15 protein-coding genes are annotated in these 16,286 nt (G+C 57.9%); 6 read left to right on the forward strand and 9 right to left on the reverse strand.

Annotated features, from left to right (window positions below):
• Positions 1 to 79: 79 nt before the first annotated feature.
• Positions 80 to 1,030, forward strand: coding sequence for a sulfotransferase (locus AB4Y89_RS18745; protein ID WP_442302468.1), 951 nt, complete (start codon positions 80 to 82; stop codon positions 1,028 to 1,030).
• On the opposite strand, the gene AB4Y89_RS18750 is transcribed toward AB4Y89_RS18745, so the two are convergent.
• From AB4Y89_RS18750 to mutM, 8 genes are all read right to left on the reverse strand, one after another.
• Entirely contained in the window at positions 1,031 to 2,206 is a 1,176-nt protein-coding gene (locus AB4Y89_RS18750; RefSeq protein WP_442302469.1) for a putative sugar O-methyltransferase, read from the reverse strand.
• Between the two features lie 268 nt (positions 2,207 to 2,474).
• Complete coding sequence (locus AB4Y89_RS18755; protein ID WP_442302470.1) at positions 2,475 to 3,365, reverse strand: slipin family protein; 891 nt, start codon at positions 3,363 to 3,365, stop codon at positions 2,475 to 2,477.
• Positions 3,362 to 3,784, reverse strand: a complete 423-nt coding sequence (locus tag AB4Y89_RS18760) for a GntR family transcriptional regulator (protein WP_442302471.1) — start codon at positions 3,782 to 3,784, stop codon at positions 3,362 to 3,364. The genes AB4Y89_RS18755 and AB4Y89_RS18760 overlap by 4 nt, the downstream gene beginning before the upstream one ends.
• 76 nt (positions 3,785 to 3,860) lie before the next feature.
• The gene (locus AB4Y89_RS18765) at positions 3,861 to 5,357 is read right to left on the reverse strand and encodes a tannase/feruloyl esterase family alpha/beta hydrolase (protein WP_442302472.1); all 1,497 of its coding nucleotides are present in this window, start codon (positions 5,355 to 5,357) and stop codon (positions 3,861 to 3,863) included.
• A 116-nt stretch (positions 5,358 to 5,473) separates the two neighbouring features.
• Positions 5,474 to 6,925: a phospholipase effector Tle1 domain-containing protein gene (locus AB4Y89_RS18770; RefSeq protein ID WP_442302473.1), complete on the reverse strand. Its 1,452-nt coding sequence runs from the start codon at positions 6,923 to 6,925 to the stop codon at positions 5,474 to 5,476.
• A 69-nt stretch (positions 6,926 to 6,994) separates the two neighbouring features.
• Complete coding sequence (locus AB4Y89_RS18775) at positions 6,995 to 8,146, reverse strand: GGDEF domain-containing protein (RefSeq protein WP_442302474.1); 1,152 nt, start codon at positions 8,144 to 8,146, stop codon at positions 6,995 to 6,997.
• Between the two features lie 366 nt (positions 8,147 to 8,512).
• Complete coding sequence (locus AB4Y89_RS18780; protein ID WP_442302475.1) at positions 8,513 to 9,541, reverse strand: response regulator; 1,029 nt, start codon at positions 9,539 to 9,541, stop codon at positions 8,513 to 8,515.
• A 720-nt stretch (positions 9,542 to 10,261) separates the two neighbouring features.
• Positions 10,262 to 11,056, reverse strand: coding sequence for a bifunctional DNA-formamidopyrimidine glycosylase/DNA-(apurinic or apyrimidinic site) lyase (gene mutM, locus AB4Y89_RS18785; RefSeq protein WP_442302476.1), 795 nt, complete (start codon positions 11,054 to 11,056; stop codon positions 10,262 to 10,264).
• Positions 11,057 to 11,273: 217 nt separating this feature from the next.
• Between mutM and AB4Y89_RS18790 the strand changes: the two genes are divergently transcribed.
• The 3 genes from AB4Y89_RS18790 to AB4Y89_RS18800 all read left to right on the forward strand — a co-directional run bounded on the left by AB4Y89_RS18790 (position 11,274) and on the right by AB4Y89_RS18800 (position 13,663).
• Entirely contained in the window at positions 11,274 to 11,657 is a 384-nt protein-coding gene (locus AB4Y89_RS18790) for a hypothetical protein (RefSeq protein ID WP_442302477.1), read from the forward strand.
• A gap of 12 nt (positions 11,658 to 11,669) precedes the next feature.
• Positions 11,670 to 12,104, forward strand: coding sequence for a hypothetical protein (locus AB4Y89_RS18795; protein ID WP_442302478.1), 435 nt, complete (start codon positions 11,670 to 11,672; stop codon positions 12,102 to 12,104).
• Between the two features lie 518 nt (positions 12,105 to 12,622).
• Positions 12,623 to 13,663 carry a hypothetical protein gene (locus AB4Y89_RS18800; RefSeq protein ID WP_442302479.1) on the forward strand — a complete coding sequence of 347 codons (1,041 nt, stop codon included), beginning with the start codon at positions 12,623 to 12,625 and terminating at the stop codon, positions 13,661 to 13,663.
• A gap of 197 nt (positions 13,664 to 13,860) precedes the next feature.
• Here the strand turns inward: AB4Y89_RS18800 and dnaA are convergent, their stop codons facing one another.
• A complete protein-coding gene (gene dnaA, locus AB4Y89_RS18805) occupies positions 13,861 to 15,276 on the reverse strand; it encodes a chromosomal replication initiator protein DnaA (RefSeq protein ID WP_442302480.1) in 1,416 nt (471 codons plus the stop codon).
• Positions 15,277 to 15,712: 436 nt separating this feature from the next.
• On the opposite strand from dnaA, the gene rpmH reads away from it, so the two are divergent.
• Positions 15,713 to 15,868 (forward strand): 50S ribosomal protein L34, encoded by a 156-nt coding sequence (gene rpmH / locus AB4Y89_RS18810; protein WP_442302481.1) that lies wholly within the window; start codon positions 15,713 to 15,715, stop codon positions 15,866 to 15,868.
• A 19-nt stretch (positions 15,869 to 15,887) separates the two neighbouring features.
• The gene (locus tag AB4Y89_RS18815; protein WP_442302482.1) at positions 15,888 to 16,271 is read left to right on the forward strand and encodes a cupin domain-containing protein; all 384 of its coding nucleotides are present in this window, start codon (positions 15,888 to 15,890) and stop codon (positions 16,269 to 16,271) included.
• The last annotated feature ends 15 nt before the right edge of the window (positions 16,272 to 16,286 follow it).

Consider the following 16,286-nt stretch of genomic DNA (forward strand, 5'->3'; position numbering starts at 1 on the left):
GGAGTGAGTTGTCTCCAAACGATGACATTTGCATGCCATCCCGCACGATAGACTCCATGTGCCCGTCTGGGCGCTTCCTATGCCGATTCCAAACTTCTTTATTGTGGGCGCGCCAAAGGCTGGAACGGACCTCCTCTATTACGAGCTCGACCAGCATCCTGAGATTTACATGAGCCCGTTGAAGGAGCCTTGCTTCTACTCGTCAGAGATTCGCCGGGAGAACTTCGACGCACAGATCCGGGAACAGATGTCGCAGGCCGAAGAGGCGACGCGGCAGTACATCTCAGGACCCATGCAACAGAAGCGCTTTGGTGGAGTCGTCAGCCGCAGAGAAGATTACGAACGGCTCTTTGCCGGCGTACATCAAGAGAAGGCCATCGGCGAAGGAAGCGTCTGCTATCTCTGGTCTTCGACCGCGCCATACGCCATTGCGAGGGATAATCCCAAGGCTCGCATCGTGATCGTGCTGATGGACCCCGCGGAGCGCGCGTTTCACCAATACCTGAAGAGCATCTCCGATGGAACCGTGGGGCATGCATTTCGCAGACATCTCGATCTGGCGATGGCCTGCGATCAACAGAAGCTCGGCATCTTCCATCCCTTTCTCGACTTTGGCAACTACACCGCTCAGTTGCGCCGCTACCGGGAGTGTTTCCCTGCCGCCCAGATTCACCTGTCGCTTTATGAGGAGACGCAGGCAGACCGCACTGCATGGCTGGAGCGCATCTTCACCTTTCTCGGCGTCGATTGCAGCTATCGCCCGGGGCCAATTGAAGTTCCCTCCACCCCGCATGTACCGCGCTTTGCCGGGCTGAGTCGTACACTTCGACTACGGCAGCTTAAAGCCCTGGCCAAACAGGTCCTGCCGAAAACCATGCTGGAGGCCGCCAGGAAGAAGCGGGCTCCGCGCGAGCACGTGCTGCCGACGCTTCCGCCGGAAGATCGTGCACGATTGGTTAGCTACTACCGCGAGGATATTTTGCGGCTGCAGGACCTCATCGATCGGGATCTCTCCGCATGGCTGCGATAGCTAGGACGTTACGCGATATATACGTTCCACTTCCCGCGCATCGGGCACACGATGGAGATTCCATTCCGAGGGAAGACTCTGCTGCAATGACAACAGGCTCTGTCCCTGTGGCATCGCTTCCATCACGGTTTCTGCTCCGCGCACGGAGCCGATATAGAAGAAATGGCGTCGCGCCACGCGACCGATATCGTTCAGATACACCACCGTCGCTTCGGGCGTCGTGTCGGACAGCGTGTGCGAAGTGAAGACCGTATCCGCAGAACCGGGAGGCATCTCCCGCAGAACCCAGGGAGGCATCAGGATGACATCCGCTCCGGCGATGGTCGCTGCCGTTATGGGCTGCTCCCCATACAGGACAAAACGAAGCTGCGGCAGCGACTTCATCAGGTAGTAGGAGGTCAGCGCGATGCTCTCCGGAACGTCGAAATCCAGATACGTAACGCCGGGCCAGTCGCGCAGCAGATAGTGGGCCATCGCGCCATAGCCTCCACCAATCTCGGCAATCACTGCGCTCGATCCGTCGTGCATGTCTCGGAGACGCTGGGCGCAGTAGTGCTGGTACTCCGTAGCTGACCGGATAAGCGTCTGGCCCACCACGACACCGAAGGGATTGCCCACCATCGGCCCGGAGAGATCCTCCGTGGGGAATCGACGGTCTGTCGCTCTCTGCCAGTAATCGAGACGATGCAGCGCATCTCCAAGAAGAAAGCGACGATGGGTATCTTTCATGCGGCCATCGCGATAGGCGCGCGAGATACTCAGCGGACGTCCCACCAACCCCACGGAACACGCATCTCGGTAGAAGTTCCGATACGAGCTGCGTAACGCCGGAAGGTTGCGCTCTCTCAGAGCGCTCATCACAGGGCCGAGAGCAGAGCGCCGAACCTCCTGCCACCATGGCGTCGCCTGGTAAGCCTCGGGAACGGTCTTCTCTATCTCCGCGGCTTGAAGATAGGCATCGCAGATTCGTGTAAGGAGATCATCGTCGTCCTGCTCTTCGTCCATCGCATGGAGAGCGAATCCGGCCGAGACATCATCAAGCCTGTACCGAGGATCTCCTCGAAAGCGGCGTTCGCTTTCCTGCGCAAATCGTTGCAGGTCGCGGTGGGCCGCCAGCAGGTCCCGGACGGTTCGAATGGTCTTCCACGGATGAAGAAGATGCCTTGTTTTCAGCATGACCTTTCCTGGAACCAACGTAGCCGGGAAGCTTTTATGATCCTCGACGATTACGCAAAGAACGTCAGCAGAAAATCAGCAAATTATCTTTTCCCTGTCACGGAAGATGCAGGATCGCGTTTCGTATTCACGCTGGCAGCCGTAGAGGCGACTTAGAGCTTTCCCTGTTGCTGGATATCCCGGAAGGGGTGTGCAGCGGCGTTTTCATTGCGGAAACGCGCATAGATATGGAAGCCCTGCACTACACCTCCAGGGAAAATGCTCTGGCTCAGACCAGTTGGTTGGATCCTCCGTTTTTGTTCAGAGCGGTGGTTGCGAGCATACCTCCCAGACCCATCGTCTCCACTGCGGAAGAGGGCACGATTACCATCGATCCACGTTCTTTGATCGCTTCATACAGCATGTTCATCGCACGCAGATGCAGGGCGACCGGATTTGCCTCGTATGCTGCAGCAGCCTGGACGAATTTGTCGGAGATCTCCGTCTCTGCGAGGCCCAGAATGATGCGTGCCTGGCGTTCCCGTTCTGCCTGTGCCTGCCGCGACATCGCGTCCTGCAGACTTGCGGGAATCTGCACATCTCGCACTTCGACCGACTGCACGGTAATTCCCCACGGAGTCGTCTTCTCATCCAGAATCTTCTGCAGCTCGCGGCCAAGCGTCTCGCGATCGGCCACCAGTTGCGCCAGCTCATGGCGCCCGATCGACTCACGTAACGCTGTCTGCGCGCTCAACGAGATCGCATCAAAGTAGTTCTCGACCTCAAGAATGGCCTTCTCCGCATTCCAGACCATCCAGAAGACAATCGCGTCCACATTCACCGGGACCGTATCGCGGGTCAGGGTGGATTCGGCCGTAACACTGGCAAGGCGAATCCTCTGATCCACATACGGGGTCAACGTATCGACGATAGGAATGATCAAGAAAATGCCGGCTCCCTGGAGACGCCGGTAGCGGCCAAAACGAAGCAACGCCACCTTCTCCCATTGCTTCACGACCTTGATGGAGTTGAGCAGATAAAGACCCACCAGGGTTCCCAGCACCGCCGGGACAGGTGTTTGAGTTACTTTGCTTCCGATCACTCCAAGGACACAACATACTCCAAAAGCCATCAAAGCGACTTGGTTTGTTCCTCTATAGGTGCCCGTTCTGGCTGTCATGATCTCTCCTTCCGAACCCGTTCTTTTGCTGCTCGTAATGCTGTAATCAGCTCCTCGAGTGAAAACCCACTTGCGCCCGCACGCGCGATCGTTTCATCCACGATCTGATTCAACTGCCGCTCACGCTCGGCGTCGGCGTTGCGTAGCCGGCCTTCGCCAATGAACGTACCTGAACCCTGCTGCGTCTCAATAAGCCCGCTCAGCTCAAGCTCACGATACGCACGCACGACTGTGTTTGGATTGATTGCCAGATCGACCGCGAGCTGACGCACGGTGGGCAATTGATCGCCTGCGATCAGAGCACCCGTAGCCAGCGCACCGCATACCTGATCGATGACCTGCCGGTAAACAGGGACGCCGCTCACCGCATCAAGTCGAAAACGGAACGGCGGGCGCGGTTTTTCTAACCGGGACTTCATGGCAACAAATGTACTACTTAACTAGTACATGTCAACAATAATTTGGCACTGGAGCCAGCCCGTCGGAATTGCCTCCTCAGCGCGGAGCGGCACATGAGAAGTTCTTCGCGTCATCGATACTGCCGCTGCCCTTGTAATGCGCGGCCTGGGGATAAGGACAAAGCGGACGGGCACGGTCAACCTTTCCATGGCTCTGATGCGACGCCACGATCTCCGCGGGAGCCTTGTCATGCTCCACCCACTCTTCGAGGACGCCAATCTTGTCGAAGGTGTCAGGCCCTTCTCCGCCGGAACAATGCCCCATGCCCGGCATCATGTACAGCCGGATCCACTCCGGCGCATTGGCCGAATCGCCGGTCGCATGCAGTACAGACTCATAGAACTCAACCGTCGATCCCGGAGCCACCTGCTGGTCTGCCCAGCCGTGATACAGAAGCAGCTTGCCATGGCGTCTGGAGAACGCCGTTAGATTTGGATCCAGCTCATCGACATTTTTATTGATTGCGTTCGCCTTTGCCGCATCGCCTTCCAGGTCGAAGCTGCGCCAGTCCCAGTTGGGATCCTGATAGACCAGGTAGCGGAACTGATCGAGAAACAGATCTGCAGGAGCAGGGCCACCTGCCAGGCGCGCCCAGCGAAGCTCTGTCCCGGGCTCCAGGCGCGGGAAATACACCTGTCCCTTTGCATCGGTCGCCGGACTGATGATCGTCTGCGCGGTATGGACCTGCCGCTCCGTCAGGCAGTCGGCCTTGTCCTCTCCCTTGCACGCAAGAGACTTGAGGTCGACCTGACAGCTTTCGGGGTTCTCGATCAGACCGTCCTTTACTCCATCCTTCGCGTCACAGGCGTTGAGCACTGCCTGATGAATCATTGGATACTTGCCTGCCGGAATCTCATCGGCAGGATCTTTGAAGGTCTGGTTCGCAAGCCACAGAGCCCAGGCATTACGGCGGACATTCGCCGGATCGCCGGCAATGATGCCATCAAACTCGTCAGGAAAACGCGCCGCCTGCAGTAGCCCTTCACGTCCGCCGCCGGAGCATCCGTTCCAGTACGAGTAGCGAGCATCGCGTCCATAGAAGGCTTTGATCAACGCCTTCGCCTCCACCGTCATCTCGTGCTCGGCGCGATAGGCAAAGTCGACAAACTTTTCGGGGTGCCCCATCAGGAAGCTGCCGCTGCTGCCTGTATGGCCATCGTCGGTCGCGCTGGTTGCATACCCGCGGCGCAACGCCTCTGCCATCGCATCATAAGCGATCGATCCGCCCCATCCGCCACTGCCGACAGCGAGGAACTTGCCGTTCCATCCATTGACCGGAAGCCAGACCTCAATCCCGATGTCGGAATCACTCGTGGGCCTCAACTTGGCAGCTACACGGCAAAAGGCAGGAAGATTGGAGAAGCCTCCCTTACCTTCGGACGTCGTAAATGCACCCGCGGCAACCGTTTTCGCAGTCGTAATGGAAACCGACGACGATCCAGCCTGCAGCCGCTCACACGCCTGCCCCCACGCGCACGCTGTTACCAGCGCCGGAACAAGAACAACTGCGGAAAAGATCCACCGTGCCATCATGATGTGTTTTCGCTCGTGGCCACGATACCACTGACCTTCGGACTTGATTGTCACGAAGCCCGGTCATCGATTCGGCGGAGAGACCCCTCGGAGAATTATCCAGAGCACCAATCACGTCATGGTCTTTCTCCATCGATATTTTTCTTAATCAGCCCGTCAGCGAGGGACTTACCAACACTGATGCCTTTGGAAAGCCCTTGATGCATCTGGTCTGCTGCCTGCTCACCTGATTGAGCCAATAGCTGCTTCACAGCATCGGCCCAATCTACGAAGGTCTCCGCGTGGAGTAGCTTCTCTTGCCGCGCCGCAGTCAAGCTCTGGAAGCGGGGGTCCTTCCGCAGCAGTCCGCGAATCGTGCATTGATCGACCTGTCGAAGCGCACCGATCTGGAGATCATGGCTGCGGACACCGAAGGTCTTACCGAAGCCGATGCGAAACCGTGAGTAATCGATCTCCTGTCCTGACGACAGACGATTTGTGACCGTGGGGTCGAAGCTGCCGCCCAGCAATGGTTCGATGTTCAGGTCTCTGTCGTAGTTCTGAAGAATCTGGCGGGCCTTCGGAGGCAGGACACAATAGATAATGTCCTGCCATCTCTGCTGAATATCGGCCAGGGCCGCCTTCTGTGCGGCGTACTGCGCGAGTGGATGAACGCTGGCGAATCCCGCCTGCTCGACACAGCGCAACATCCACTCCAGCGAGACATCAGCGAGCTGGCGGCCGGTATGTCCACCGCCAATATCGCTGTGATCTCCCGCGAACCATCGTTGTTCGAGCACTTGCTCATCTCGATCCTTATTCGTCCACACATGCGGCTCGAAGTCCGAACGAAGTTCATGCAGCGCCAGGGCGTGATAGGCGTGTGAGACATTCGGAGGAAGTATGGTCTGATGATACGAGTTGAAGACTCGTGTCACGGCCGAGGCTTTCGACGGTAATCCCAAGGCTTCGACCGCATCCCAGATGCCGATCAGGTAGATGGGAAGAGACTCAAACTCAAAAGCACGTTCGCGGGTATCGTGCGTCGAGCCTTTGAGATATTCATGCAGATACTCATTGATCCCGGTACGAAGAGCCTTCGTATCCCCTTCCAGAAACTCATAGGCGAAATATGCTTCGTCGATTGCCAGGTCGAGCGAGTCCTCAGGCACCACGCGGAGACCGACGCCTACGCAATCGACAAACCCCGCGAGAGATCGAACAGCAAACGCGCCACGCGAAAAGCCGAACAGAAAGATTCGATCCGAAGGTTGATAGCGGGCGAGGAGGAACCTGTACGCCAGACGAATGGTATCCGCCATTCCGTGGCCTGTCGCCCCGGGGAAGAGATCGAAACCTGGCGGCGTATCGGCTCCCACGCCACTGATATATCCCACAACGGCACTTGATTTCGGGACACGCAGGCCAGATCTGTCATTGGGAGCCCTGGGATAGATATCCGGACTTCGCAGAGGCTCGGCATTCAGGAAATAGGCCAGGCACTCAACGTTCGTGGGAATTGACGTTGGCTTCTCCGGGCCCTGTCTTGTCCCGTCAATCAGGAGGATGACGTCCTTCGGTGCACTCATGGCGCCTCCAGCGAAGGTGATAGGAGACCAACTCTACTCCCTCGGCGGTGATCTTCTCTTTCGGAGCGATCACCCAGTGACATACACAAAGTTCCCGCCAACGCGTTTCGCTGTATACAGCGCCCGGTCACACTCGATCAGGAGAGTGTCTCCCTCCATTGTCGGATCACTCAGAGTAGCGACACCGAAGCTGGCTTTCAGCGTGATTGCCTCTTCGGCAAACGGAATACTCCTGGTTTCGATCGCCGCGCGCAGCCGCTCCGCAATCTCATGGGCGCCATTTCGTGGACAGTTTGGCAGCAGGATCACGAACTCATCGCCGCCCATCCGCGCGATGGCGTCGGCTTCTCTCAGTCCCTCGCGCAGACACTGCGTCGCAGCCATTAACGCTTTGTCGCCGGCGCGATGACCCAGGGTATCGTTGATTCCTTTGAAGTCGTCGAGATCCATCATCACCACAGCCAATGGCTGGCCGGTCTCGCGGCTGCGCGTCACCGCATTCGTTAAAGCCTTTTCAAAGGCACGACGATTCATCACTCCTGTCAACGGATCCGCCATCGCCTGCGTGTGCAGCTCATCGCGCAGCGCGGTTGCCATCATCCAGAGAAATGCAATATCAATCGAGACGAAGATCGTCGTGTTCAACATCACGGTCGTCGTCTGAATGTCGTCAGCTTTCAAGTACGTCTGCGTGGTTCCCCACATCAGCGTCAGCAGAATGCGCAGCAGGTTTAGCGCCGCCGAAAAAAACAGTACCGCGCTCATCGTGATGGCGGGAGCACGCATGCGCGTATACCAGCCATGCGCAGCAACCAGCGCGGCAAAGGCAAACTGGAATCCTGTCGCCAGGCCAATTCCCGCCAGCCGTAGCCGTATATTCGGATATCCATAGGTGAACGTCAGGCACAACAGCAACGAGATCGCCGCCATCGCGCACTGCCCTCGCCAATACCACTGTCGTTCTCCGAAGAACTCAGCCAGACAGCGGTGCAGCAGCACATATCCCATGCTGTACAGGAAGTTCGCCAGCACCACTGCTGCCCATACCGGCAGATGCTCGCGGTTCGCAATCAGGATGCCGCCGATCAGATAGCCAACATTGCTCGCCGCAAATGCAAGCAGACCACGCGTAGCGCGGTGCTGACGCAGGTTCACCAGGACCAGTAACGTGCAGAAGCTCAGCAGGCAAACCCGCTCCAGCAGCAGCGTCCGCATGTCCATCCTGGCCTCTTCCTCCCACTCTCTGCCGTGAAAGACGCTCTTCCCGCAATCGTCTCCACAACGGAGGTGCGACAGACACGGTAGTAACGTAAGACAGACCAGGGGAAGGCTTGCGACATACTCTCATCCATACGTCCTGACTGCCAATCTTTTTTATTGTTTTCGAGGCAACAAAGAAACCATCATCCGTGGCTTGGGAGAAAGAAAAGGGACGGCGCGATGCCGTCCCTTTTCAGTATGTCCACCACCTGGACTTTGGAGCATTTTCCCTGTTACCGGGTATCCCGGAAGAAACGTGTAGTGGCGTTTTCATTGCGGAAAACGCCCATAGATGCGGAAGCCCTACACGACACCTACAGGGAATGCTTACTGATTGAAGTTTGGTTCTTCCTCGTCCTCTGAGCCATAGCGGCGCAGCAGGTTCGGTAGATTCTGGCTGAACGCTGCTTTCGGCATGACCGTGTCGCATCCGGCCTCGGTCGCTTTGGCCTTCAGGTCGCCCTGCAGCACCGAAAGGAAGCCGAGGATTGAGACCGTACGCTTGAGCTTGGTGCGGATCTTCGGCACCAGGGTCAGCGGCTTCACACCCGGGTTGTTCAGGTCGAAGACGATCAGGGATGGCTTGGTGCGCTCCTCGCCGGAGAACAACTGCGCCAAATGCTCCGGATCGTTCTTGATGAAGCTGACCTTCACGCCCAGCTTGCGCGCGGCTTCGTTGATCTTCGCCGTCAGGAACAGATCTTCGACGAAGAAGTAGATATGTGTGGGAGCATCCTCGCGGACCACCGCGTTGCTGATCGGCGCACGCAGCTCAGGCGGCAGACGGTCGACATTGCCGCCTTCGAAGTCATAGTTACGGCGCTGCTTGCCGTGTCCGCCACGGACGTTGCCGTTAAGCTCCATTGTCGAGGGCGAAGTCTCAGCGTAGTTGCCGTTCGCCTCGCGATAGCTGTGGTCCATCGGTCCCACAAAGCTGCGCGGCCCCTTCGTCTTCTGCTTGCGGCGGGCGAACCCACCACCGTTGACGCTGTTTCCGGGCTCGATCTGGTTACCGGGGCTGTAGCTACCACCGTCCGTACGCTGGCGTTCGCGGCGACGTTGCTTCTTCTTCCAGCGTTTGGCGCTGGGACTGTTCTGCTGGCCCTGCTGTGGCTGGGTACCGGCCTGCTGCGGCTTCGGCTGGGGCACAAAGTCGCTGTCTTCCCCACTCTGGATCACGATCTGACCCTCAGGGGACGCCACGGCATCGGTGGGCTTGTTTTTACGGCGGCGGCGGCGGCGGCGGCTGCTGCGCGATGTGCCCTGACCCGGGGCAGTGGCTTGTCCGTTTTCGGAACTTACAGGTGGAGGGCCCTGAGGCGCTGTTGCCTCGGGCAGGTTCTGCTCTGAATTCATGCTTCCACTTCCTGGTTCACTTACATTTCTTCGGTTTGAAAAGCTCTTCGGCTGCCCTCAGACGCAGCCGCATTGCAGTCGCGTCCCGCGCAACCTTGGCTTCTATAACCGGAATATCTTTCTCGGAGAAAACAGTCTCAAGTTCTACTCGAAAGGAACTTCGTCTCGTCTTATCTCTGGCTGCGTTCGCCGGCAGTTCATGCAGGCGCTTCCCCACAACCGTTGGCACACCAGTGTCTTGGTGAAACCTTTGTCTATCCGCCTGCAAGAATTTGGAAACCTGGCGGGCCGTTCAAATCGCTCCCCTAGGAGTGAGGGAGTCGATCACGGCCTCAGCCTTCTCAGCCTTCCGATAGGCAACACCATACTACCCGAGGGGAAGGTGCTTGGCAAGTCACTCCCCTTAACGACGAAAGGCTACCGCCCCGGTAGCCTTTCGTAATGGCCATCACTGGCCTCCCATAAAGTGGTCCCTAACCAGGAACCAGAACCGATCCGGGGTTCACAATGCCTCTTTGGGCTGTGATATCTCTCCGGCTCGTTCGGTGCGTGCGTCTCGCGCATCTGCGAACCACCCTTCCTATAAGCACGGCCCATGCCAAACCTGTATTCCTTATAAATTCAACAACTTAGATAGATCCCTAGGAACCCGTTCTATTTTCTTTGGAATCTCATAGACGCTGGTTCTACGGTTTTCCATAGAACTGGACTCGGATTGAGCTATCTCTGACACGTCGGGCAATAGTGCGTTCCTCGCCCCGCCACCAGCAGACGCTTGATCGGCGTCTTGCACGTCCGGCAGGGTTCGCCGGTACGAAGATACACCCGGTGCTCCAGCTGAAAGAATCCCCGCATCCCGTCTGCGTCCACGTAGTCCGAAACGGACGATCCGCCAAGCTTGATGGCATGCTGCAGCACCGCCTTCACCGCCTTATGCAGACGCTCCAGCTCCACCCGCGTCAGCCGCCCTGCCTGACGGGTTGGCCGAATCCCGGCGCGGTGCAGGCTTTCATCGGCATAAATATTCCCCACGCCATGCAGCAGCTTCTGGTTCAACAACGCACTTTTGATCGGCGTCTTGCGGCCCTTGAAGAGCTCCACAAACTCGTCCAGGCCGATTTTCAACGGCTCTTTCCCTGGCCCGGTGTAGCCGCGTGTTACGCTCATGCGGCCAAATCGCCGCGGATCGATAAAGCGAACCTCACGGCCCGATTTCAGGTGCAGCACGCCATGCGTATGCGGCGGTAACGGAACATCGCTGTCATTCACCAGCAGCCGGCCGGTCATTCCCAGGTGCACCAGGAACTGGGCTCCTCCCGTAAGTTCGAAGACAACGGTCTTACCGATCCGGTGAACCTGCTCGATCTTCTTTCCCTTCAGAGTCTCCGCAATCTCTTCCGCCGGCGACTTCAGTGGCTCCGGCTTCTCTCCCAGCCACACGCTGAGCACCGTGTCTCCAGAGACACGCTCATGTAGCCCATTAGCGACAGTTTCGACTTCAGGAAGCTCAGGCACGTCCTGATTAGAGCATTTTCCCTGCGGGCGTTATGTAGGGCTTCCGCGTTCTATGGGCGTTTTCCGCAATGAAAACGCCGCTGCACCTCCTTCCGGGACAGCCAGTAACAGGGAAAACGCTTTAGACAGCATTTCCCTCTGACGTGGCATCTCACGCTCACTGAACCGGAGAAGGCCGGATCTGCGGCGCTCTCGCGGTTCAAAAGGAGATAAAGCGATGCGCAGACTCGCAACCCTGGTACTTTGCTCGGCGATGCTGGCCCCTGTGGCCGCACCGGCCTTCTCCCAGCAGTACGGCCGCCACGGCCGCTTCTACGACGGAGCACGCCGCAGCTACTCCAACAACGGCTACGACGACCGCTATGACCGCCGCTACTATGAGCAGCGCAAAGATCACGGCATCGGGCCCGGAAAGGGCGCCCTGATCGGCGGCGCCGGCGGCGCTGCGCTCGGCGCTGTCTTCGGCGGTGGCATGAAAGGTGCGCTCATTGGCGGCGCCGCCGGTGCAGGTGTCGGTGCCCTGGCAGGCAAAGCCGCCCAGGACAAACGCCGCAACGACCGTTCCCGCGACTATCGCGATTACCGCAACGGCTACCGGTAAAGGAGACACACGATGAAGACGATGGTGTTGGCAGCAGTCTTGATGGCGATTCCTGCGGCTGCAATGGGCCAGGGAGTCAGCGGAACGCAACGGATGAATGGTCAGGAGCCAAAACCGTCCGTAACCTCTCAAAACCCGAATATGAGCCATCCCGGTGAATACACCACCGGATTGACCAACGAACAGCTCCTCCCCTTGAGTGTGCACGAGGCCTGGGTGCAGAGCGGACGCAACGAGGAGCGCTTCTTCGACATGGTCAAACAACTCGCGGAGTTGAGCGCACAGAAGCGCGGACTCACTCTGCCTGAGAACGAAACCGCAGGTCAGAAAGCGGGCGACTGGATCAAGAAGGAAGCCAGAAAGGATCCTGACCAGCTGCTCTACGTTGTCGTCGATCGCGCTGTGATGAGGGTCGGAACCAGGAACTCCCCAGTCGCCAGCCGTTGAACAAACGCGACCATCGATCCTCCGGGAAACCGGCGAGATGTGCTTCTCTCCCACGGTCTTTTGGGGACTCCCAGGCTTCCACTGCATTGTCTGGTAAGGATGCCTTTAAGAACTGTAGTTGAAAGATAAGAGTTATTCCGTAGTCTTAACCGTTTGTCGCGGAAAAGTGGATATCGGGCCGAAGTCGCTTAGTTCCAGTTACTTCGGCCCGTGTCCAGATTTAGAAAACGTGTCCGCGTAAGACGAAAGTTGCGGACGTTTAACCCCTTAGTGGCATTTAGCGCCATGGTGACGACCATTAAATCCCCGTTCTCCACACCCCCAGGCGATCCACAGTGCGAAAGACCAGATGCGTTTAACGGAAATCGCGGTCAGACCCGCGTTATTGCTGGGATTCGTTAATAGCCTGTGTTCCACAAGGGTGTAGGAAAAAGCGTATTATCCTCGGTTTCCACAGGTTTTTCCTTAATGAGGAAACTGAAGCTTAATTGACAAGCGGGACGTCTCCTGTTAATCCCATGCGATTCCCTTTCCGAGTTCTGGCCGTTGGCCTGTTTGCCGTGTCGCCTGCTGCCTTTGCGCAGCAGATGAGCGACCCCGCGGAGCAAGCCGGCGACACAGTCCAGCACATCAGCGATCAGGCGAGGGACCAGATACACCGGCAGACGATCGCGATCTATGGACAGGTAAGCCCCTATCTCGATTTGCCAATTAAGAGGTTGCAGCACCAGATAGACGATCTTGATGGTTTGAAGATCGACGAGGACCAGACGGGACTCGACTCTCTGCTGCAACACATCAGCGAGACGGTCTCTGCGCAGATGCCGCGCATCCCCAATCTGGCCGCCCGTGAAGATATCGCTCTTGAGGAAGAACATATCCAGGTTCAGGGCGGCGGCGGCGGCCGCGGGCGAGGGCCTGTGGTCTCCGTAGCTTCACCTGAGATGGTGCTAAAAGCCGAGCGGCGCTATGAGTTCGTCATCCGGAGAAGGCCGTCCGGCGACCTCCAGATCTTCGAAGAATCGCGCAAGGAGCTTGGTACCTCCAAAGATCCCATCATGCCGCCGCAGGCCACCGGTTTCAGCGGTCTTTGGATGCTGTTTGTTCCCGGTGTTATCGAAGAGCAGCGATTCCGGTATCTCGGCACACAGAAGATCCACGGCCGGCAGACCTCCGTCGTAGCGTTTACGCAGGTACCGGAGCGGGTGAAGGTTCCAGGTGTGATCCGCAGTATGGACGGAGACGTGCCGATGCTGCAACAGGGTCTTGTCTGGGTCGACGAAGATACATCGCGGATTCTCCGCATTCGCACCGACCTTCTAACGCCTCTGCCGCAGATCAATACCACTCGTCTTACGTCTACGGTCGAGTACGCGGAGGTGCATCTGTCTGGCCTGGACGAGAAGCTGTGGCTTCCCCGCCGCGTGGAGCTCCTGTGGACCATGAACGCCCGCAACGGCGGAGAGATCCACCGCTACTCGAACTACCGCCTCTACAAGGCGAATGTGAGGATCATCACCGACACTACAGGCACCTCTCCGATTGATGACGTTCCGTGACCCATACACGGGTGCCCCATGTCCCGATTTTGGGACGTGGGTATTCGAGCGCAGCACGAACCGTTTTTTTGTCATTTCGTAGCGATCGGGTTCCCGGCCCACTACTCTGGTTGGGATGAAGGGCAGCGGAGAAATCTGCTTCTCGACAAAAATAAAAGGCCACCATCAAGGTGGCCTTTCTCTCATATGGAACCCGCTCAGTTCAGCGTCTCCATCAGCTTGTTGATCGTACGGTTCAGATCCTTATCCGCCCTGCGCTGCTCATCGATCTTCGCAATCGAATGCATCACCGTCGTGTGATGTTTCCCGCCGAACTGGCGGCCGATCTCAGGCAGCGAAGCCTCAGTCATCTGCTTGGCCAGGTACATGGCAATTTGGCGCGGAACCACAATCTGGCGGGAGTTGTTCTTCTGCTTCAGCTCTGCCACGCGCATACCGAACTGCTCGGCAACCGCGCGCTGAATCGCTTCGATGGTGATCTTACGTACCTGGGTATCGATGAACTGCTTCAGGCACTGCTGTGCTGTCGGCAGCGTGATCTCCACGCCATGCAGGGAGCACCATGCGATCAGGCGTACGAGCGCGCCTTCGAGCTCACGTACGTTGGTGCGCACATTCGATGCAATAAACAGCGCCACGTCGGTCGGCAGCGGCGTGTGCTCGCTCTCGGCCTTCTTCTGCAGGATGGCGACCTTGGTCTCGAGATCGGGCGGTTGAATGTCGGCAATCAATCCCCACTCAAAACGCGAACGCAGACGATCTTCAAAATCAGCCAGCTCTTTGGGCGGACGGTCCGACGCGATGACGATCTGCTTCATCGACTCATGCAACGCATTGAAGGTATGGAAGAACTCCTCCTGCGTACGCTCCTTGCCGGCCAGGAACTGGATATCGTCGATCAGCAGCACATCCACGTTGCGGTACTTGTCGCGGAAGCTGGTCATCTTGTCGTAGCGGACCGAGTTGATCATCTCGTTGGTGAACTTTTCACCCGAGACATAGCTGATGGCCGCGTGCGGATTGCGGCGCTTCACCTCGTGGCCGATGGCCTGCATCAGGTGGGTTTTGCCCATACCGACGCCGCCGTAGATGAAGAGGGGGTTATATGCCTTGGAAGGGCGCTCGGCGACCGCAAGCGCGGCCGCATGTGCAAACTGGTTGCCGCTGCCGATGACGAAGCCATCGAAGACGTAACGCGGGTTCAGTTGCGCTGCAGTGTTCCAGTCGAAACGAGACTGCTCCGGAAGATTGGCATTCTGCCGCGCGTTGTTGTTGCGGGCGTTGGTCAGCGAGCGGTCGGGCTGGGGCGCAAATCCGCCGTCCTCACGCACCTTGGGCAGCGAGGGGTCTTCCTGCGGTGTCACGAAGAGCACCTTCTCAACCTCGAGGCCGAGGTTGTCGATTGCCTCCATGATCAGATTTTCGTAACGATCCCCCACATGCTGAAACTCGGTCGAGGGGATCCGGACGTACAAGGTCTTGCCGTTGATATGCGAGAAGCGCGTGGGCTTGAACCAGGTGTCATACGACTGCCGGTTCACTTTCTTCTGCAACGCTTCAAGAATACGGACCCAGTGATTCAAAACAACGGTAGCAGTCGGTGCAAAGGACATGTCTTTCCTATCGGTCCGAACGGCTGTCTGGCACAACGCGATCCCAGGAAGAAGCGAGAAACAGCAAACGGTCACCCTTGCCTGCTTGAGGAAATCTCATGCGGGTGAGGGGGGAGAGCGTTTGCTGGAAGCTCTGCGCTGCGCGGCGCGAGAGGTTGTTTCCTTGAGGGTCCTGCGTGGTGAAAATGACAGCCGATGAACTGTCGTGTCTCTATCGAACAGAGCCGATAGTAGCACGCTGAACAGGGACCAATTCAAGCGGCATTCACCAATTAATTTTGAGTTGCACCATGCATTGTGAAACTTCCGTCGAGTGCTCAAAAAGTGTGAACGAATCTGAGTCCGAAGGCAGAACTTTGCTTGGCCGAAAGTGGAAATCAGGGTAGAATAAAAAGCTGTTGCAACTTCAAGGATTTGATGTAGGAGAGGCTATCCCATGCCCAAGCGTACCTTTCAACCCAACCGCCGCCGCCGCTCGAAGGTTCATGGCTTCCTGAGCCGCATGGCCACCAAGGCCGGACGCGCCGTTCTGAGCCGCCGCCGCGCCAAGGGCCGTCATAAGATCGCCGTCAGCGCCGGTTTCCGCGACTAGTTTTACCCTCGTTCTTCCCATGCAGCCCGGCCCCATCTCGCTGGAGCAGGCATGCGCGAAGCTGGCCGAACTTTGGTCGCCGCGTGTCGTAGGCCGGGTTAATGATCAATACGTCAAGGTAGCGAAGGTCCAGGGGGAGTTTCCCTGGCACGCGCATGAACGTGAGGACGAGATGTTTCTCGTCCTGCGTGGACGTTTGCGCATCGGCCGCGAAGCTGCCGACGGCGGACCCGTCTCCGTCGGTCCCGGCGAGTTCTTCGTGGTGCCCCGTGGCCTCCGTCACAACACCACTGCCGAAGAAGAGACCTGGATCGTGCTCATCGAGACCGTCACCACGGAACACGCCGGCAGCGAGAAGACCGATCGGGCCCGTAGCCTGGAAGAACAGCTCCGTCCTCTCTGAGGAACCGAACGCCCT

The organism is Terriglobus sp. 2YAB30_2, from assembly GCF_052114765.1.
GTDB lineage: Bacteria > Acidobacteriota > Terriglobia > Terriglobales > Acidobacteriaceae > Terriglobus.

Coding starts and splice junctions, on each gene's coding strand:
- AB4Y89_RS18745 (WP_442302468.1), top strand. CDS start 80: ATGCCGATTCCAAACTTCTTTATTGTGGGCGCGCCAAAGGCTGGAACG.
- AB4Y89_RS18750 (WP_442302469.1), bottom strand. CDS start 2,206: ATGCTGAAAACAAGGCATCTTCTTCATCCGTGGAAGACCATTCGAACC.
- AB4Y89_RS18755 (WP_442302470.1), bottom strand. CDS start 3,365: ATGACAGCCAGAACGGGCACCTATAGAGGAACAAACCAAGTCGCTTTG.
- AB4Y89_RS18760 (WP_442302471.1), bottom strand. CDS start 3,784: ATGAAGTCCCGGTTAGAAAAACCGCGCCCGCCGTTCCGTTTTCGACTT.
- AB4Y89_RS18765 (WP_442302472.1), bottom strand. CDS start 5,357: ATGATGGCACGGTGGATCTTTTCCGCAGTTGTTCTTGTTCCGGCGCTG.
- AB4Y89_RS18770 (WP_442302473.1), bottom strand. CDS start 6,925: ATGAGTGCACCGAAGGACGTCATCCTCCTGATTGACGGGACAAGACAG.
- AB4Y89_RS18775 (WP_442302474.1), bottom strand. CDS start 8,146: ATGGACATGCGGACGCTGCTGCTGGAGCGGGTTTGCCTGCTGAGCTTC.
- AB4Y89_RS18780 (WP_442302475.1), bottom strand. CDS start 9,541: ATGAATTCAGAGCAGAACCTGCCCGAGGCAACAGCGCCTCAGGGCCCT.
- AB4Y89_RS18790 (WP_442302477.1), top strand. CDS start 11,274: ATGCGCAGACTCGCAACCCTGGTACTTTGCTCGGCGATGCTGGCCCCT.
- AB4Y89_RS18795 (WP_442302478.1), top strand. CDS start 11,670: ATGAAGACGATGGTGTTGGCAGCAGTCTTGATGGCGATTCCTGCGGCT.
- AB4Y89_RS18800 (WP_442302479.1), top strand. CDS start 12,623: ATGCGATTCCCTTTCCGAGTTCTGGCCGTTGGCCTGTTTGCCGTGTCG.
- dnaA (WP_442302480.1), bottom strand. CDS start 15,276: ATGTCCTTTGCACCGACTGCTACCGTTGTTTTGAATCACTGGGTCCGT.
- rpmH (WP_442302481.1), top strand. CDS start 15,713: ATGCCCAAGCGTACCTTTCAACCCAACCGCCGCCGCCGCTCGAAGGTT.
- AB4Y89_RS18815 (WP_442302482.1), top strand. CDS start 15,888: ATGCAGCCCGGCCCCATCTCGCTGGAGCAGGCATGCGCGAAGCTGGCC.